Source organism: Streptomyces sp. NPDC020965 (assembly GCF_044333555.1).
Lineage (GTDB): Bacteria > Actinomycetota > Actinomycetes > Streptomycetales > Streptomycetaceae > Streptomyces.
Genome location: NZ_JBIRRE010000015.1, coordinates 15,187 through 33,001, shown reverse-complemented (window position 1 = coordinate 33,001; position 17,815 = coordinate 15,187). Strand labels below are relative to the sequence as shown.

Genomic DNA, 17,815 nt, shown 5'->3' with positions numbered 1-17,815 from the left:
GAACGAGACCGCCGGCGTGACCGCATCCATGGCCGCCGCCCCGGCCGCCGCATCCGTGATCTCGCTCCTCATCGTCGACGACCATCCCGTCGTACGGGACGGGCTGCGCGGCATGTTCGAGTCCGCGCCCGGTTTCACCGTGCTCGGCGAGGCGTCCAACGGTGTGGACGCAGTGGCATTGGTCGCCACACTCGACCCTGATGTGGTCCTGATCGACCTGCGGATGCCCGGGGGCGGTGGGGTCGACGCCATCGCCGAACTGACGCGCCGTGGCGCCCGCGCGAAGGTCCTGGTCCTCACCACCTGGGACACGGACTCCGACACCCTCCCCGCGATCGAGGCGGGGGCGACGGGCTACCTCCTCAAGGACACCCCGCGCGACGAACTGTTCAACGGGGTCCGCGCGGCGGCGGCGGGCCGTACCATCCTGTCCCCGGCCGTCGCGTCCCGACTGGTCTCCGCCGTCCGCTCCCCCGGCCGGGAGCCCCTCTCCGCCCGCGAACGCGAGGTGCTCACGCTGGTCGCCAGGGGGAACTCCAACCGCAGGATCGCCGGCGAGCTCTTCATCAGCGAGGCCACGGTGAAGACCCATCTCCAGCACCTGTACGCGAAGCTGGGAGTGAACGACCGCGCGGCAGCGGTGGCCAGGGCGTACGAGCGGGGCATCCTGGGCCGCACCGATCCCGGGGACCGCTGACCCACTCCGGCCGGAGGGAGGAGGGGCACCGCCAGGTGGTCTCCCGCTACTCCGGCCGGTCCGGGGGATCCGCCCCGGCCGGCGGGGGGTCAGCGGTACTGCTGGGCCCAGATGACGAGGAGGGTGACGGCTCCCGCGCCGATACCGCGGCAGACCCCGTGGAGCAGGTGCTCGGTGGCGGCGCGGCGGTGGCGGGCGATCCGGACGGCGATGTGCCTCGCGCGGGAGACGGACCGGTGCCGGGCGGGGGGCCGAGAGGTGTGGTGCATGATCGCTGATCCCTTCCGGGGTGTGGCGGCGGGAGCCCTCCCGCCGACGGTCCTGAAGCCGGCAGTCCTGGGGCCATGGCCTCGGAACGTCCGCCCTGGGACCGTGGCATCGAGACCGGTGTCCTGAAGCCGACGGTCTCGGGACCGGAGGCCGTACGGGCTCCTCGCTCCGCGCGGGTCAGGTCCGGCGGGTGATGAACCGGTGCAGTTGTTCCGCCAATCGCCGGTCGGGCCAGCGGACGATGACGCAGGAGGAACCCGCGCTGCGGGCGGCGAGCCGGTCGACCTCGCCCTCCAGCCGCTTGGTGGGCGGCCAGGCGGCGGACCCGTTCCGGCGGACATAGCGGGCGACCGCCTCCAGGCCCCCGATGAACGCGTCGTCCAGTGCGGTCCCGTCCGGCACCGGGGCGGTGACCTGGGTGTACCAGTGCCGGGACTCTCTGGCCTCCCCGAGGCGGCGGTGGTGGAGATGGAGGCAGTAGGCGGCGGTCCGGCTGTCGGCCCCGGCCGCGAACTGCCACCAGAACTGGGAGCTCTCGGGGTGCCCCGTCAGGTGCAGCAGGCAGGCGAACACGAGCGCGCCGTCGACGCTCATCTGGTCCTCGCTCAGCAGGGGTCCGGTGTCGGGGTCCCCCGCGATCTGCTCCATGTGTGCTGCGGCGTCCGGGCGGTTGAGGACCCAGCGCGAGACGACGCTCAGCAGCTGGCCGGCCTGTCCGGCCCGTTCGAGCTCCGGCTGCGGGGCGAGCCGGCCCGCGTCGGCCGCGAGCCGCCGCAGGGCGGCGGGGACGTCGAAGCCACGGGGACCGGACGTGGGGATGGCCGCGCGGGCCAAGAGGTCGTCAATACTGGGGGTCATCGTCCGCCCTTTCCCTCTCGCTGGTCATCGGGCAGTTCCAGCAGCACCGGGTACTGGATCTTGGCCATACGTATGTGGTGGTCCACCGTCCGCTCGTGCAACCCCAGGAGCCATGCGACGCGACGCACGGGATAGCCCATCAGATAGCGCAGCGTCATCACCTCAAACTGACGCGGCGGCAGGTCGGCGAAGGTGCTGTAGACGGCGCTCTGCATCAGCGCGAGCTGTTCCCGGGCGAAGCGCAGGGCCACGAGGACCGTCACCGCCTCCTCGGCGGCCTTCGCCTTTCGCGCCTCGACGGCCCGGCGCACCCGCTGCATATGCAGGCGGAGCCGGTCCTTGGCCTTGCGGGTGTGGTACTCCACCGCCGGTTCGGACAGCCCGACGAACCACGCGACCCGGTCGGCCGGGTACTTCAGGACGTAGCGCAGCACGATGATCTCGAACTGGCGGGGCGGCAGATCCGCTATGGCCTCGTACAGTCCGGTCGGGCTCTCGATCGTCAGGAGCTGGCCACGGGCCTCCCGGAACAGTTGGGCGTGTGCCTCGTGGAGCATCTGGGCGATCGGTCCGCTGACGACGAAAGCGGGCCCCCGGTCCTCTTTGGTGAGCTGCTCGTCCACGGCCTGGCGCACGATCGCCCATGCCTGTTGCTCCAGGTTTCCGGCCCGTAAGAGGCCGCTCCAACCTCCGAGGATCTCCAGGAACGCCCGGTGGATCACTTCCTCGGCCACGTGGCGGCTGCCGACCTGTACTTCGGCGTAGTCGTGAAACGGCTCCTGATGTCCCAGGTAGAAGGCTTCGAAGTCCAGCGGAAGGTCCAAGGCGGGTGAGAGATCCAGGGCGGGTGGGAGGCCCAGGCCGGGCCGGGTGAGCGGACCCTCCTGGGACGAGGCGTCCGCGTTGACGTCGTCGCCGCTCATCCGGGCCTCCCAGCGGAGTGGTTCATGATGGTTCCTCATGTTCGACGAGGGCGGGCGCACGGCGATGTGCGCGCACCGGAGGCACTTGGGGCCTCACACACCACTCAAGCGATTCCGGACGCGAAATACTCATGGGCGCCCAGAAAAGATCACGCTGCGCTTACGGATGGCCACGTGGCGACAGATCATTCAGTCGGGCGCGCGTTCGACATATGCCCTCTGATCTGGGCGGAACGTCATTCGGCCGGCGCCGCCGGATGTCCACCCCGGCTTCCCGCGTGGTCCACATCACACAGAAGCCGGTCGGTATCCGCACCGTACGGACAGGGAACGACGACGCTTCGATGCGCTGGGAGGTACGGGCGCGGTCGGACTCCGCGAACGATTCGGTCCGAGCGGGGTGTTAACCCGGCCGGCCGGGGAAGACGGAGCGCACACCGCAACTCGAAGGGAGCACCACCGCGATGAGAGTCCTTTCCGCCCCGAACCGTGCCGGCACCTCGCACGCCACGGTGGCCGAACCCGCCCCGGAACAGGAACTGCCCCGGGTCACCGAGCCGGCCAGGATGGCGCCGAGGGACGCGAAGAGTCTCTCGAAGGTGTTCTTCGACCGGCTCCAGAGCCTGGAAGAGGGCACGCCCGAGTACCAGTACGCCCGGAACACCCTGATCGAGATGAACCTCTCCCTCGTGCGCTTCGCCGCCAACCGGTTCCGCAACCGGGGCAGCGGGGAGATGGAGGACATCGTCCAGGTCGGCACCATCGGCCTGATCAAGGCGATCGACCGGTTCGACCTGAGCCGCGAGGTCGAGTTCACCTCGTTCGCCGTCCCCTACATCGTCGGCGAGATCAAGCGCTTCTTCCGGGACACCAGTTGGGCGGTCCATGTCCCGCGCCGGCTCCAGGAGCTGCGCACCGAACTCGCCAAGGCCCGCGACGAGCTGGAGTCGGTGCTCGACCGGGAGCCGACGGTGAAGGAACTCGCCGGGCTGCTGGACATCAGCGAGGCCGAGGTCACCGAGGGCCTGGTGGCCTCCAACGGCTACACCGCGGGCTCCATCGACACCCCGAGCGGCGACTCCGACGACTCCCCGGCCGGTGCCAGTTCGGGTCGCGCGTACGCGGACCTCATCGGCGACGTCGACCCGGGCATGGAGCTGACGGAGAACCTCCACGTCCTCGCCCCGTTGCTGGAGCGGCTGGACGACCGTGAGCGGCGGATCCTACAGATGCGCTTCGGCCAGGAGATGACCCAGGCCGCCATCGGCGCCGAACTCGGCGTCTCCCAGATGCACGTCTCCCGTCTGCTCTCCCGCACCATCGGCCGGCTCCGCGAGGGGATGCTGACCGAGCACTGAACCATCAGGTTCGCTTTCCGGCGAACGTGCCCCGCCCCCGGTCCTGACACGCCTCGGACTCCCCCGGTCATCACCTCCGACGGGAGTCCGAGGCACGTCAGGACCTGCCGTGACTCAGGACCGGCCGGGGGCGCAGCACCGGTCGGGGCTCAGGACACCGCTCGGTCCGCGCCGGGCCCGCTGCCGCGCTGTGCCGGCGGGTCGGTAGCGGTCCCAGCAACGGTCGCGGTGGCGGTGGCGGCGTCCGGGCAGAGGGTGAACACCCGGTCCAGGCCCACGATGCGCAGAATGCGGGCGGTGTTGGCGGGCACCGCGGCCAGCGCGATGCCGGCGTCCACGCCGGTGGCGAGGTTACGGGCGGCCAACAGGGCCGTGATACCGCTGGAGTCGCAGAACTCCAGCCCGGCCAGGTCCAGCACCAGCAGTTGTCCGGTGCCGAGGCCGAGGTCCTCCACGGCCCGGCGCAGCAGAGGGGCGCTCTCGTGGTCGAGGTCGCCGGTGATCTCCAGTACGGGACCGGCGGCCGCGTCTCGGGCGGTGATCGTCAGCGGGCTCATGTCAGGTCGTCACTCACAGGGTGAGAGGGGGCGGCCGGGATGCCGAGGGCCAGGAGGGCGGTGTCGTCGTCGAGGCCGGCGCCGAAGCCGGCGAGCAGTCCGGTGAGCGCGGTGATCATCCCGCGCGGGCCGGCGTCGGTGAGAGAGGCGGCGAAGGTCCGCAGCGCTTCCTCGCCGTACAGGGCGCGGCCGGGTCCGGTGCGCGCCTCGGTCAGGCCGTCGGTGTAGAGCAGCAGGGTGTCGCCCGGGTGGAGCACGGTACGGGCGGGGGTGAACTGCGCCTGGGGCAGGACGCCGATGAGCATCCCCCCGGGGGTCGGCAGATAGTCGGCCCTACCGTCGGCGCGCCGGACCAGCGCCGAGGGGTGACCGCCGGAGGCTAGCTGGACCGCGCAGCTCTCCCCTGCCGGCTCCAGCACCCCGAATATCGCGGTGCAGTAGCGGGTGTCACCCCCGGTGTACCGCTCGTGCAGCACCGTGTTCAGCGTGGTCAGGGCGGCGACCGGATCGGTGGCGTGCAGTGCGGCGGCGCGCAGCGTGTACCGGGTCAGGGAGGTGACGGCGGCGGCCTGCGGGCCCTTGCCGCACACATCGCCGAGGAAGAACGCCCACCGTTCGCCGCCCAGCGGGAACAGGTCGTAGAAGTCGCCGCCGAGCAGATCCGGCGAGGCGGTGTGGTAGTACGAGGCAGTCTCCAGACCCGGCACCTCGGGCAGTGCGCTGGGCAGCAGGCTCTGCTGGAGGGTGGCCAGCGCCTCCTGTAGGCGTCCGCGGTCCGCCTCGGCCCGCGCCTGCGCCTCCTCCGCTGCCTTGCGGGCGCGCAGCAGTTCGGTCTCGTAGGCGCGGCGGTCGCGTGCGTCGTAGACGGTGGTGCGGATCAACATCGGCTCACCGGTGCCACTGGTCTTCACCCGGGAGGTGAGCAGCACCGGCAGTCTGGTCCCGTCGGCGGTCTTGATGTCGAGGGCGATTCCGCTGGCCTCGCCCTTCATCCGCAGCAGGGGGGCGTAGTGGGTCTCGTGGTAGAGCCGGCCGCCCACGGTGAGCAGATCGGTGAACCGCATCCGGCCCACGGTCCGTTCGCGGGAGAGACCCAACCACTCCAGCAGGGTGTTGTTGATCTTCGCGATGGTGCCGTCCATCAGCGTGGAGAGGTAGCCGCACGGCGCCTGCTCGTACAGTTCCTCGGTGCTGTCCTCCAGCAGGGCGGTGAAGGCCGCGTCGGTGACGACCTGCTTCTGGTGCTCGTCCTCGCCGGGCTCGGGGGCCTGACCCGTTCTGCTCATCACGGGCCCGTACCCACGAAGGCGGCTATCGCGTCGGCGGTGGCTTCGGGGGAGCTGAGCTGCGGGCAGTGGCCGGTCGCGTCGAGCGTCACCAGCCGGCTGCCGGGGATCCGCGCGTGGACGTAGGCCCCGACCTCGCGCGGCGCGATCATGTCCTGTGCGCACTCCAGGACCAGGGTCGGCAGGGTGACGTTCGCGAGATCCGCGCGGCTGTCGGACAGGAAGGTGGTGCGCGCGAAGACCCGTGCGATATCGGGATCGGTGGCGCAGAAGGCGGCGGTCAGCTCCTCGCCCAGCTCCGGGCGGTCGGGGTTGTCCATGATGGCCGGGGCCATCGCCGCCGACCAGCCCAGGTAGTTGGACTCCAGCGACTCCAGCAGTTCGTCGATGTCGGCGGCGGTGAAGCCGCCCCGGTATCCGTCCTCGTCGATGTACCGGGGCGAGGGGGCGACCATGGCCAGTCGGGCGAACCGCTCCGGGGCGGCCGCCGCCGCGAGCACCCCGATCATGGCGCTGACCGAGTGCCCGACGAAGGTCACACCGCGCAGGTCCAGCTCCTCGCAGATCTCCACCACGTCCGTGGCGTAGCCGTGGAGCGAGGAGTACCGGCCCTCGCTCCATGCGGACAGGTCCGAACGGCCCGACCCCACGTAGTCGAACAGCACCAGGCGGAAGTCCTCCGCCAGCGTGGGAACCACCAGCCGCCACATGTTCTGGTCGCAGCCGAAGCCGTGCGCGAGCATCAGCACCGGCCCGTCCACACGGCCGGTGACCACGACGTTGTTCCTGCTGGCGATGTCCATACCGGGCATCTTCCCACCCCCGCTCCCCCGGCCGACGGGGAGTGCGCCGGAACCCGCACGTGGCGGTCATCACCTCCGGAGAGGTGGATGAGATCGCGCATCGGGGGCAGACGGTCAGGGCCGGGACTGTGCCCGGCCCCCCGCTCCGGTCAGCCGGACCGGCACACGAAAGGACGTCAGCCGTGCAGTGGCAGTCTCTTCTCCAGCAGGTACGTTACGCGGGCCGGTACGCGACCGACGCGGAGGCGGACCGGGTGCTCCGTGCGGTGCTGGCCGTCCTCGGCGGCCAGCTCGGCGGCGCGGACCGCGCGGACCTGACACGCCTGCTGCCCCGGGAGGCGGCCACCGTGCTCACCGGCCGGACCGGCCGCCCGCTGGCCGCCCGCGCGTTCGTCGAGGCCGTCGCCGCCCGGCTCTCCCCCATGGACCGGACCCAGGCCCGCTGGGCCGCCGGTACGGTCCTCACCGTGCTCGCCCAGCACGCCGGCCGGCCCCTCACCCGACGGGTGCTCGACGGACTCCCCCGCGGTTACGCCCTCCTGTTCGGTCAGGCCGAACTCGCCCCCGCCACCGCGGCCTGACCCTTCGTCCGGGCGACACCTCCCGGGTCTCACGGACCCCGGGCGTGCCCGGGGTGTCCGTCAGTGCGCGGGGTGCCTGCCTCTCCGCCCCGTACACCCGGAGGCCCAGCCCGTACGCGCACCCCGGCGCGGGCCGGGGCGAAAGCGCGCGCCCGTACCGAAAACAGGCGGTCACACCGTACAGGTGGGCATGGGGCACGCGTTCGGATATCCATGCGGTGCGGTAGATTTTGCGCGCCCCAGCCGGGCATCACCTCTCGGACATGGAGATCGACCCCTCAATGAGCGACATCGTCAATGGACTTGGCCGCGCGAGCGCGTACGGCGCCCTCGGTGTGGTCCTTCTGATTCTCGGCATGGTCCTGATCGATCTGCTCACCCCGGGCAAGCTCGGCCGGCAGATCTGGGAGGACCGCAACCGGAACGCCGCGCTCCTGCTGAGCTCCGCGCTGCTGGGCGTCGGCGGCATCGTCTTCACGTCCATATGGACGACGTACGACGACTTCGGCAAGGGGCTCGCTTCGACCGCCGCGTTCGGTGTGCTGGGTCTGGTGATGATGGCCGTCGCGTTCCTGGTGGTGGATCTATTCACCCCGGGCAAGCTGGGCGCGACCCTGGTGGAGCCGGAGCCGCACCCGGCGGTGTGGGTGACGGCGTCCTGCAACATCGCGGTGTCGGCGATCGTATCGGCGTCCATCGCCTGACGACCGCCCCCCTGGGGCCGCGCCCGTCCCGGGGTCACCGGTGCGGAGTCAGGGCGCGGTCCAGAAGTGGACCATGGCGTACGAGCTCCAGGGCCGCCACCCCTCGGCTCCGTCGACCCGCGCGCCCGCCCGGCGCATTCCGGCCCGGACCTCCAGGTCATCGGTGAGCGGGACGTCCGGATCGCCCAACGCACGCATCCGGATGCGGCCGGCCGCCCCGGGGCCGATGCCGGGCAGGGCGAGCAGCGCGCGTTCGGACGCGGCACGGTCGGCGCCCGGGTCGAGGACCACCGTGCCATCGGCGAGCGCGCCGGTCACGGTGAGCAGCGCGCGGCACCGCTCGGCGGAGAATCCGAGTGCGCCCAGGTCCGCCGAGAGCTGGCTCGGGTCCTGTCCGACCCCGGCGAGCACATCGGCCCGGGGGAAGAGGTGGGTGAGTCCGCCGCTCGGCTCGCAGAGCGGCTGCCCGAACGCGGCGACGAGCGCGCCACCGAGCCGACGCCCCGCCGCCGTGGACATCCCCTCGCCGAGCACGACCCGTACGGCCAGCTCATGCGGGTCGGCGGTGCCGGGCACACGCAGGCCGGGCCGGGCGGCGACGAGCGGAGCCAGCGCCGGATCGACGGCGAGGCGTTCGGCGACGGCCAGCGGATCGGCGTCCAGGTCGAACAATCGGCGGATCCGCTGGGTGGCGGTGGTCAGATCGCGCAGGTCCGTCAGGTGCAGCCGGCACGCCAGCCAACCGCCCGCGCCGGGCTCCTCGCCGACCTCGGCGACCCCGGGGCCGCCGGGCAGCCGCAGGGTGCGGCGGTAGGTCCGGGAACCGCGTTCCCCGGTGATCTCCTCGATGCCGGTGAGCGCGCGGGCCGCGAGATAGTCGAAGACCTCCACGGCGGCGTAGGGCCCCCGGTGGGCGAGGCGCAGGGGGACGCCGGCACGACCGCTCTCCGGGGTGACCGGACCACATCGCGAGGTACGGCCGGGGCGGCCGGCGCGCAGTTCGCTGGGGGTCGCCGCGTAGATGGCGCGGATGGTGTCGTTGAACTGCCGGACGCTCGCGAACCCCGCCGCGAAGGCGATCTCGGCCGCCTGGAGGGTGGTCGTCTGGAGCAGGACGCGCGCGGTGTGGCCGCGCTGGGCGCGTGCGAGGGCGATGGGGCCGGCGCCGAGTTCGGCGGTGAGCTGCCGCTGGACCTGGCGGGTGCTGTAACCCAGCCGGTCGGCGAGTCCGGCCACTCCTTCCCGGTCCACGATCCCGTCGCCGATCAGCCGGACCGCCCGGCCCACGACATCGGCACGGGCGTTCCACTCGGCGGACCCCGGCACGGCGTCGGGCCGGCAGCGGCGACAGGCCCGGTACCCGGCGCCCTGGGCGGCGGCGGCCGTCGGATAGAAGGTGACGTTCCGTCGCTTGGGCGTGATCGCGGGGCAGCTCGGTCGGCAGTAGATACCGGTCGTGGCGACGGCGAAGAAGAACACCCCGTCGAACCGGGCGTCCCGGCCGCGCACCGCCTCGTACCTGCTGTCCTCGATGGTCATACGGCCAGTATGGGGTCCGCCCCGGGCGACGGGCTGGCGGATATCGGACACGGCATTCACCCCGGCGATGAGGAGCCCCCCGGGGCGGTACGGACCCGGGGCGACGGTCAGGCCCGGTGCGTGTACGGGACCGGCCCGGGCCTGGCCTGGCCGGTCACCCCGTGATGTGCACGGGCCCGCCGTCCGGGTCGGCCCGCCCGATCCAGTCGGCCCGCAGCGGGAGCTGTCGGCCGCGGCGGACCGGGCGCACTCCGCGTTGCCGGTACAGCGTCCGGCCGTCCTGGGTGACGACCAGCCGGGGCGGGGTGAGCGGTTCGGTGGCGCGCAGGACGAACCGGCCGAGCAGGGGGGCGGGGCCCCGGGGGTGGATGCGGTTCGGGGCCACCCACAGCAGCGGGCCGCCGACCCGGACCGGCAGACCGGGGCCCGGCCAGGCGTCGCCCGCGAGATGGCCCAGCACCCGTGCGGCGGCCGTCCGGCCCTCCTCCGCGGCGAACCAGGACCGCTCCACGCCGTGCAGCAGATTGCCGACGGCGAGGACACCGGGGACGGCGGTGCGGTACCCGGTGTCCACGGCGGGGCCCCGGGTGCCCGGGTCCAGCGCGATACCGCCGCGCCGGGCGAGTTCGTGGTCGGGGATCCAGTCACCGGTGAAGACGACGGTGTCGCAGTGGACGGTGGTCGTCCGGCCGTCCTGGTGGCGCAGCCGGACACCGGTGAGCCGGCCGCGGCCGAGCAGTTCGGTGACGGTCGTCCGGGTGAGGACGGGGACCCGGCGCGTCAGCGTCGGCGCGGGGTGGTGTGGCCGGTCGGTGACGAGGGCGAGCACTTCGACGCCCCCGAGGCGCAGGGTTCGCGCGGCGGCGTGGGCGACGGGGTCGGCGCCGATGACGACCCCCCGGCGGCCGACCCGCTGCCCGTACAGATGGACGGCCTGCTGGAGTTCCCCGGTGGTGAGGACGCCGGCTGGCCGGGTGCCGGGCACCAGCCGGGCGGCGCGGGGCCGTTCGCGCGCGCCGGTGGCGAGGACGACGGCGCGGGCGGTGACCCGTTCGATCCCCCGGGGGCCGGTGAGTTCCAGGGTGCGCGGCCCCGCCCAGCCGGTGGCGGTGACCCCGGTCCGCAGATCGGCCCCGGCGCGTACGGCGTCGTCGGCGAGCCTGCGCGCGTAGCCGGGTCCCCGCATCGGGCGCCGCAGGTCGACCAGGCCGAAGCCGCCGTGGAAGCAGTGCCGGGGGATTCCCCCGGCGCGCTCTTCCCGTTCGAGCACCTCGACCCGGCCGGCGCCGGCCGCGGCGACCTCGGCCGCGAGGGTGAGTCCGGCCGGGCCCGCGCCGACGACCAGCACATCGACGGTCCGCTGCCGGACCAGGTCCGGGTAGGGGAGGACGGGCGGGTTCAGCCGGGCCTGGCCCGCCGTGGTGGGGCCGTCGGGTCCGGCCCGCTCCGGTGTGCTCTCCCCGCCCGGCTCCGTACGCTCCGTCACTTCCGCTTCCCTTCGCGCCGTCCCGCGTCCCCGCCGTGCTCCGTACGATCCGTCAACGCGGCACCCCTCCGCGCCGCCCCGTCTCGCCGGCCTCCCTCGACGGACCCGCACCCGTCTCGAACAGGGCCCGCACCGCCGGCCCGCAGTAGAAGCCCTGGCAGCGGCCGTTCCGGGCCCGGGTGCGGCGGCGGAGCCCGTCGAGGGAGGCCGGGGGGATCGTGCTCGTCAGGGCGTCGCGTATTTCGCCGCGCGAGACGCGTTCGCAGTGGCAGACGAGGGTGCCGTACGCGGGATCGGCCGCGATCAGCTCCGGCCGTTGGTACGGGCGGGGGAACGCCTCGCCGATGTTCGGCATCCGCACCGGCTCCAGCTCACGGGCGGCCCCGAGCCCGAGCCCGGCATCGGCGAGCAGGTCCCGCACATGGGTGGCGATGGCCATCGACGCGGTCAGTCCGGTGGATCGGATGCCGCCCACCGTGATGTACCGGCGCCCGGGGTGGGAGCGGATGCGGTAGTCGTCGTCGTCGGTGGCGGCCCGCAGCCCGGCGTAGACGGCGGTGACCTCCTCCGTGAGGAGTTCGGGCACGATCCGGTGCCCCTTCTCCCGGAGCAGGGCGAGCCCGTCGGCCGTCGTGCCGGTGGCGCGCTTGTCGTCGAGGTCCTCCGCGGTGGGGCCGAGCATCACATTGCCGTACACGGTCGGCGCCACGAGGACACCCTTGCCGAGCGCGGTCGGCACCGGCAGCAGGATGTGGTGCACCAGCTCCCGCGCGAGCTTGTCGAAGACGATCAACTGGCCCCGGCGCGGGGTGACGGTGAAGTCCTGGTGGCCGAGGTACCGGTCGAGTTCGTCGGCGTGCAGACCGGCCGCGTTGACGAGGTAGCGGGTGCGCAGCACGCCCCGTGTGGTGCGGAGTTCATGGAGGTCTTCATGGAGCTCCGGGCCCGTCACGTCCTCGACCCGGCAGTTGAGGTGGAGGTCCACTCCGGCGCGGACGGCCTGGGTGGCGTAGGCGAGGGTGGTGGTCCAGGAGCAGATGACGCTCTCGCCGGGGACGTCGAGCGCGCCCAGCGCCCCGGGGCCGAGCCGTGGCTCGCGGCGGTAGACCTCGTCGGCGCCGATGATCCGGGCCTCGTGGTAGCCGTTGCGCACCGCCTTGGCGGCGAGTGCGGGCAGCGCGTCGAGCTGTTCCCGGTCCCAGGCGACGAGGAGGGCGCCGAGCGGTTCGACGGGGATGCCGGACTCGGCGGCGTACGCGGCGAGCGCTCGCTGCCCCTCGCGTACGAGCCGGGACTCCAGCGATCCGGGGACCGCGTCGAACCCGGTGTGCAGGATGGCGGTGTTCGCCTTGGACGTGCCGTCGCCGACGTCGTCGGAGGCGTCCACGAGCGCGGTGCGCGGGAGGTGGCGGGCGAGTTCGCGGGCGATGGCGGAGCCGACGACTCCGGCGCCGACGACGATCACGTCGTAGGGGGCGTCGGGGAGCTGTCCGGCCGTGGTGACTCTCACGGTGTTCACGGTACCGGGGCGGTCCGCGGCGTACGGTCCAGCAGCGCGGCCACCTCGGAGCGGAAGCGGCCGAGCCGGTCGGCGGCCTCCTGGGCGCCGATCCTCGGCTCATAGACGGCGGACGGCTGCCAGGCCGGGACGGCCCGTTCGATCGTCAGGGCCGGGTCGAGGCCGAGCCGGGCGGCGGCGCCGACGCCGAGCGCGGTCGCGTCGGGCAGTGCCGAGACCTCCACCGGGAGTTGGAGCAGATCGGCCTGGGTCTGCATCAGCAGCGTCGAACGGGTCAGCCCGCCGTCCACGCGCAGTGCGGTCAGCGGCCGGCCGAGATCGGTGGCGGCGGCCTCCGTCAATTCGACCACCTGGGCGGCGATGCCCTCGCAGAGGGCGCGCACCAGTTGTCCGGGGCCGGTGTCGAGGCCGAGGCCGGTGAGCGAGCCGCGGACGTCGCCGCGCCAGTGGGGGGCGGCGAGGCCGGCGAGCGCCGGGACGAAGGTGACGCCACCGCTGTCGGGCACGGCCGAGCCGATCGGATCCAGGTCGGCGGCGCCGGAGATGACTCCGAGGTCGGTGAGCCAGCGGACGGCGGAGGCGACCGTGTACACCTGGCCGTCGAGGCAGTAGCTGGTGCGTCCGCCGAGCCGCCAGGCTACACAGCTCACCAGGCCGCTGCCGGTGCGGCGCGGCGTGTCGCCGGTTTGGGCGAGGAGGAACGCGCCGGTGCCGTAGGTGCACTTGGCGGCGCCGGGCGCGGTGACGCTCTGGGCGAGGAGGGCCGCCTGCTGGTCGACGAGGAGCCCGGTCAGGGGGACGGCGGCGCCGAACGCGGTGATGGTGCCGACGGCGGTGTCGGCGTCCACGACCTCCGGCAGCGGCTCGCCGCCGAGCCCGTAGAGGTCCAGCGCGCGGGGCGACCAGTCGACCCGGTCGAGATCGAGGAGCTGGGTGCGTCCGGCGGTCGCCGCGTCGGTGACGAACGCCCCGGTCAGCCGGTGGACGAGCCAGGCATCGCTGGTGGTGACGGCTCCCTCCCGGGTGCGCTCGCGCCGTATCCACGCCATCTTCGGGGCGGCGAAGTAGGGATCGACGGGCAGTCCGGTGAGCCGGGTCAGTTCGTCCGCGTACGGGGTGAGTTCCGCGCAGATGGCGGCCGAGCGGCGGTCCTGCCAGACGATCGCGTCGGTCAGCGGCTCACCGCTGGCCGGGTCCCAGGCCAGCACGGTCTCGCCCTGGTTGGCGAGCCCGACGGCGGCGACCGGCTCCCCCGCGTCGGCGATGGCGGCCCGACCGGCGCCGACGACGGAGGCGAGGAGTTCCCGGGGGTCGACCTCCACGCTGCCCCCGGGGCCGTACCGGGGTGTCACCGGTGCGGATCCGACGCCGATGACCCCGCGTTCGGGGCAGATGACCAGGGCCTTGGTGCCGGACGTGCCCTGGTCCACGGCGAGTACGGCACTGGGCATGGGTCACCACTCATTCGCTGGACCGGCTGGGCTGGCTGGACTGGCTGAAAAACAACGTACGGGGCGTCGGACATCGCTAAGTGACGTCCGGTGCTTGATCGTTGGCGCGAAGCCAGGGTGGTGCAGGTGACGCCCCACGTCAAGGGAGGTGGAGGGGGTTCGAGGGGCGGCCGGCCGCATATGCGGAGCGTGTCCGTCACGGCCGTTCACCGCCCGGCCCTGCCCCCTTCGCCATGTCATCATGTGACCGATCTTGGTCAACTTCTTGTCGTCATCGATTGGTTGAGTAAGATCGGCGCGCATACGGGCGTGGAACAGGTTCATCTTCCATCCCACCAACCCCCCACCTGTCCCTATGAGGACCCATGACGACCACTTTGCGACACCCAAGCCGACGGAGACGGACGGGGGCGGCGGCGAACTGATGTCCCAGGACCAGTTTCGCCCGGTTTACCACCCGGCCGGCCACGACAACGAACTGCGCTCCGCCATGCAGGACTTAAGGACGGGCCGCTGGTTGTCGATGCGCAATCTGCTGCACGCCACCACCGGCTGGGGAGTCTGGACCCAGCGGACCCAGGTGCTCGCCGCGGTGGCCGCCGGTTCGGACGCGATACAGGCATGGCGCACCGAGGAACCGGACTCGCACGCGGCGATCGTGATGCAGTGCCGGGTGTCGGTCGAACGCGCGCTGCGGGCACACCGCGAGGGCCACAAACGCACGCAGGAACTGTGGCACGAAGCGTGGGAGGCGTGCAGAATAGCCGCCCACCAGGGACCCGATGATCCGGTGCCCTGGGTGTGTCTGCTGGCGCTCGCCCAACTCGACGAGCGGCAGCGGCTGGAGGAGCACCGGCAGATCCCCCCGGGTCCGATGCTCTTCCCCGGACCATGGGGCCTGCTCGCGGAGGCGCACAAGCGCGACCCGTACAACCGCGAGGCGTACCACCGGATGCTCCAGTTCGTGTACGGGCGGAAGTCCGGCGGCCATCTCTCGGAGGCGGTCAACTTCGTGCAGTGGGCGGCATCGGCCGCACCGGCCGGATCGGCGCTGCTGGCGCTGCCGCTCTTCGTACGGGTGGAGCGCTATCGCCGGGACAAGGGTCATGAGCGGGCCCTCGACCTGCACTGGGTGACGGACGACGCCACCCGGGAGGCGGTCCTCGCGCTGGAGGGCTGGTTCGACCATGTCGATCCGGCCGGGTGCTCCCTGCTGGACCTCAACCATCTCGCCCACGCGCTCTGGGGCGCGGGCCGGTTCGCCGACGCGGCCCGGGTCTTCGAAGCGCTGGGCCCCTACTTCACCGCACCGCCGTGGCTGTACCGCTCCCAGAGCCCCGGCGATCCGGCACTGGCCGAGGAGGTCTTCCTCCGAGCCCGTGTCCGGTGTCTCGCGGCGGCACGCGAAGCGGGCCACTGACACACCGTCCGACCGGCCGGCACATCACACCGACCGTTCAGCGCCACATACCTTTCCCCCGGAGGTCTTTCCATGTCCATACCCACCCCAAGATGGTCGGGTTCCGATCCGGTGTCCCCCGTCGACGAGGAGGAGCGACTGCGGGAACTCGGCTATCAGCCGGTGCTGGCCCGCCGGATGGGGGGCTTCGGCAACTTCGCCATCAGCTTCTCCGTCATCTCCGTCCTCTCGGGCTGCATGACGCTGTACGGCTTCGGCATGGGCACCGGCGGCCCGGCGGTGATGCTCTGGGGTTGGCTGGGCGTCGGTCTCTTCGTGCTCTGTGTCGGTATGGCACTGGCCGAGGTGACGAGCGCCTATCCCACGTCGGGCGCGCTGTACTACATGGCGGACCGTCTTGGTGGCCGTAAGTGGGGCTGGTACACGGGCTGGCTGAACCTGCTGGGCCTGCTGGGCGCCATCGCCGGTATCGACTACGGCGCGGCCCTGTTCACCGGTGCCTTCCTGCACCTGCAGTGGGGATTCGATCCCACGCCGGGCTCCACAATGATCATCTTCATGTGCATCCTGCTGCTGCACGCCACCCTGAACCTCTTCGGTGTGAAGCTGGTCAGCGTGCTGAACTCGATCAGCGTGTGGTGGCACCTCGGCGGTGTCGCACTGATCGTCGGCGTCCTCGCCGTCGTGCCCAAGAACCACCAGTCCCCCGAGTTCGTCTTCACCGAGTTCGTCAACGGCACCGGCTGGGAGAACCCCATCTATGTCGCGGCGATCGGTCTGCTGCTCGCCCAATACACCTTCTCCGGCTATGACGCATCGGCGCATCTCTCGGAGGAGACCTCCAACGCGTCCGTCACCGCGGCCCGGGGCATCGTCCGCGCCATCTGGGTCTCCTGGATCGCCGGTTTCGCCCTGCTCGCGGGTCTGACCTTCGCGATCCAGGACTACGCGGGGGCGCAGAACTCGGAGACGGGCGTACCGCCCGCCCAGATCCTGATCGACGCGCTCGGCACCGGAGGCGCCACCGCGCTGCTGCTGGTCGTCATCGTGGCACAGCTCTTCTGCGGCAACGCCGAGGTCGCGGCGGCCAGCCGAATGGTGTTCGCGTTCAGCCGGGACAACGCGCTGCCCGGCTCCTCCCTGTGGCGCAAGGTCAGCAGCCGCACCCAGACGCCGGTGCCCGCCGTGTGGCTGTCGGTCGGTTTCGCCTGCCTGCTGGCGCTGCCCTCGCTGTGGTCGGCCACCGCGTACGGCGCGGTGACCGCGATCAACGTCATTGGCATCACCCCCGCGTACGCGATCCCCATCTATCTGAAGCTGCGCGCCGGGAACCGCTTCGAGCCGGGCCCGTGGAACCTGGGCAAATGGAGCAAGCCGATCGGCTGGATCGCGGTGGTCTGGGTGGCGATCGTGACCGTGATCTTCCTGCTGCCGCAGGCGAGCCCGGTCACCGTGGACACCATGAACTACGCGTCGGTCGCGCTGGTCACGGTGCTGACCCTGGCGACCGTCTGGTGGTTCGTGGCGCGCCGCTCGTACGGCACCCCGCAGGCGTACGGGTCCGCCCGTGAGCAGGCGGAGATGTCGGACCAGATCGTCTGACGTCCGCACCACCAAGGAGGGCCCGTCCCGGGGAATTCGCCCCGGGCGGGCCCTCCGTGCTGTCCGGGAGCCTCACTCCGCCGCTCCGGTGAGGGCGATTCATGACCACTTGTCAGTGCCGTGGGGGATGCTTGACGGCCCCGACACCTCTCCGAGGAGGAGAACACGATGACCGAACGGGAACGCGCGGCGGCGCAGGCATATGTGCGACTGCTCCGGACCACCCGGGCCGTCCTCGGCGACACCGGCACCCCGCTGCCGGCGCTTCCCCTGCTGGCGGCGCCGATCGCCGAGGCGGATGCGGCGCTGGCCGCGCTGGGGATGGCGGGCAACGAGGAGGCGTTCTTCCGGCTGGTGGCGCGCGGCCGTCAGGTGTCCGACGGTCTCGGCGCCTGACGGAGCCGCCGACACGGAGCCGGGTCCCCCGGAGCGGGCGCTCCGGGGGACCCGGCCCGACGCGCGCGCGGTCCGTCAGGTCCGCTTCCTCACCTCGTCGGCGGCCCGGTGCGCGGTCTCCTGGGCCTTGCCGGTGACCTGCTCACCGCGCCCCTCCGCCTGGAGGCCACGGTCGCCCGTGGCCTTGCCGGCCGCCTCCTTCACATGGCCCTTGACCTGCTTGGCCTTGGCCTTCGCCTTACCCATGACGCTTCCTCTCACTTGATCGAAGAGTGACCACTGGTAATCGGATCATCACATAGAGCAGCGAATGGCGCGCCAGGAGCGGCCCGGGGGCGCTCCCGGTGCCGTGTCACCCGGTCGGC

Annotated in this window: 18 protein-coding genes; 7 read left to right on the top strand and 11 right to left on the bottom strand. The window is 72.2% G+C overall.

Annotated features, from left to right (window positions below):
• Positions 1-28: 28 nt before the first annotated feature.
• Complete coding sequence (locus ACH4S7_RS32935) at positions 29-697, top strand: response regulator (RefSeq protein WP_398525167.1); 669 nt, start codon at positions 29-31, stop codon at positions 695-697.
• A gap of 89 nt (positions 698-786) precedes the next feature.
• Here the strand turns inward: ACH4S7_RS32935 and ACH4S7_RS32930 are convergent, their stop codons facing one another.
• The 3 genes from ACH4S7_RS32930 to ACH4S7_RS32920 all read right to left on the bottom strand — a co-directional run bounded on the left by ACH4S7_RS32930 (position 787) and on the right by ACH4S7_RS32920 (position 2,748).
• Positions 787-966 (bottom strand): hypothetical protein, encoded by a 180-nt coding sequence (locus ACH4S7_RS32930; RefSeq protein ID WP_398525047.1) that lies wholly within the window; start codon positions 964-966, stop codon positions 787-789.
• A gap of 178 nt (positions 967-1,144) precedes the next feature.
• The gene (locus ACH4S7_RS32925) at positions 1,145-1,825 is read right to left on the bottom strand and encodes a hypothetical protein (protein ID WP_398525046.1); all 681 of its coding nucleotides are present in this window, start codon (positions 1,823-1,825) and stop codon (positions 1,145-1,147) included.
• Positions 1,822-2,748, bottom strand: a complete 927-nt coding sequence (locus tag ACH4S7_RS32920) for a sigma factor-like helix-turn-helix DNA-binding protein (RefSeq protein ID WP_398525045.1) — start codon at positions 2,746-2,748, stop codon at positions 1,822-1,824. Before ACH4S7_RS32920 ends, ACH4S7_RS32925 begins: the two co-directional genes overlap by 4 nt.
• A gap of 464 nt (positions 2,749-3,212) precedes the next feature.
• Here ACH4S7_RS32920 and ACH4S7_RS32915 point away from each other — a divergent pair, with 464 nt between their 5' ends.
• Positions 3,213-4,106 carry an RNA polymerase sigma factor SigF gene (locus tag ACH4S7_RS32915; RefSeq protein WP_398525044.1) on the top strand — a complete coding sequence of 298 codons (894 nt, stop codon included), beginning with the start codon at positions 3,213-3,215 and terminating at the stop codon, positions 4,104-4,106.
• Between the two features lie 149 nt (positions 4,107-4,255).
• Here the strand turns inward: ACH4S7_RS32915 and ACH4S7_RS32910 are convergent, their stop codons facing one another.
• Genes ACH4S7_RS32910 through ACH4S7_RS32900 form a run of 3 tightly spaced genes read right to left on the bottom strand, consistent with a single transcriptional unit; the run spans position 4,256 to position 6,752 of the window.
• Complete coding sequence (locus tag ACH4S7_RS32910) at positions 4,256-4,663, bottom strand: STAS domain-containing protein (RefSeq protein WP_398525043.1); 408 nt, start codon at positions 4,661-4,663, stop codon at positions 4,256-4,258.
• Complete coding sequence (locus ACH4S7_RS32905) at positions 4,660-5,949, bottom strand: PP2C family protein-serine/threonine phosphatase (protein WP_398525042.1); 1,290 nt, start codon at positions 5,947-5,949, stop codon at positions 4,660-4,662. The genes ACH4S7_RS32910 and ACH4S7_RS32905 overlap by 4 nt, the downstream gene beginning before the upstream one ends.
• Positions 5,949-6,752, bottom strand: coding sequence for an alpha/beta fold hydrolase (locus ACH4S7_RS32900; protein ID WP_398525041.1), 804 nt, complete (start codon positions 6,750-6,752; stop codon positions 5,949-5,951). Before ACH4S7_RS32900 ends, ACH4S7_RS32905 begins: the two co-directional genes overlap by 1 nt.
• Positions 6,753-6,934: 182 nt before the next feature.
• Between ACH4S7_RS32900 and ACH4S7_RS32895 the strand changes: the two genes are divergently transcribed.
• Positions 6,935-7,333 carry a DUF2267 domain-containing protein gene (locus ACH4S7_RS32895; RefSeq protein WP_398525040.1) on the top strand — a complete coding sequence of 133 codons (399 nt, stop codon included), beginning with the start codon at positions 6,935-6,937 and terminating at the stop codon, positions 7,331-7,333.
• A gap of 281 nt (positions 7,334-7,614) precedes the next feature.
• Entirely contained in the window at positions 7,615-8,037 is a 423-nt protein-coding gene (locus tag ACH4S7_RS32890; RefSeq protein WP_398525039.1) for a DUF350 domain-containing protein, read from the top strand.
• 48 nt (positions 8,038-8,085) lie between these two features.
• On the opposite strand, the gene ACH4S7_RS32885 is transcribed toward ACH4S7_RS32890, so the two are convergent.
• The 4 genes from ACH4S7_RS32885 to ACH4S7_RS32870 all read right to left on the bottom strand — a co-directional run bounded on the left by ACH4S7_RS32885 (position 8,086) and on the right by ACH4S7_RS32870 (position 14,032).
• Complete coding sequence (locus ACH4S7_RS32885; RefSeq protein ID WP_398525038.1) at positions 8,086-9,576, bottom strand: AlkA N-terminal domain-containing protein; 1,491 nt, start codon at positions 9,574-9,576, stop codon at positions 8,086-8,088.
• A 154-nt stretch (positions 9,577-9,730) separates the two neighbouring features.
• Positions 9,731-10,948 (bottom strand): NAD(P)/FAD-dependent oxidoreductase, encoded by a 1,218-nt coding sequence (locus tag ACH4S7_RS32880; RefSeq protein WP_398525166.1) that lies wholly within the window; start codon positions 10,946-10,948, stop codon positions 9,731-9,733.
• Between the two features lie 166 nt (positions 10,949-11,114).
• Positions 11,115-12,572 carry an FAD-dependent oxidoreductase gene (locus ACH4S7_RS32875; RefSeq protein ID WP_398525037.1) on the bottom strand — a complete coding sequence of 486 codons (1,458 nt, stop codon included), beginning with the start codon at positions 12,570-12,572 and terminating at the stop codon, positions 11,115-11,117.
• A gap of 5 nt (positions 12,573-12,577) precedes the next feature.
• Entirely contained in the window at positions 12,578-14,032 is a 1,455-nt protein-coding gene (locus tag ACH4S7_RS32870; RefSeq protein ID WP_398525036.1) for an FGGY family carbohydrate kinase, read from the bottom strand.
• Between the two features lie 424 nt (positions 14,033-14,456).
• On the opposite strand from ACH4S7_RS32870, the gene ACH4S7_RS32865 reads away from it, so the two are divergent.
• From ACH4S7_RS32865 to ACH4S7_RS32855, 3 genes are all read left to right on the top strand, one after another.
• A complete protein-coding gene (locus ACH4S7_RS32865) occupies positions 14,457-15,452 on the top strand; it encodes a hypothetical protein (RefSeq protein WP_398525165.1) in 996 nt (331 codons plus the stop codon).
• A gap of 72 nt (positions 15,453-15,524) precedes the next feature.
• A complete protein-coding gene (locus ACH4S7_RS32860; protein ID WP_398525035.1) occupies positions 15,525-17,054 on the top strand; it encodes an amino acid permease in 1,530 nt (509 codons plus the stop codon).
• Positions 17,055-17,222: 168 nt separating this feature from the next.
• Positions 17,223-17,450 (top strand): hypothetical protein, encoded by a 228-nt coding sequence (locus ACH4S7_RS32855; RefSeq protein ID WP_398525034.1) that lies wholly within the window; start codon positions 17,223-17,225, stop codon positions 17,448-17,450.
• 75 nt (positions 17,451-17,525) lie between these two features.
• Here ACH4S7_RS32855 and ACH4S7_RS32850 read toward each other — a convergent pair whose 3' ends face one another.
• Complete coding sequence (locus ACH4S7_RS32850) at positions 17,526-17,696, bottom strand: CsbD family protein (protein ID WP_398525033.1); 171 nt, start codon at positions 17,694-17,696, stop codon at positions 17,526-17,528.
• Positions 17,697-17,815 lie beyond the last annotated feature (119 nt).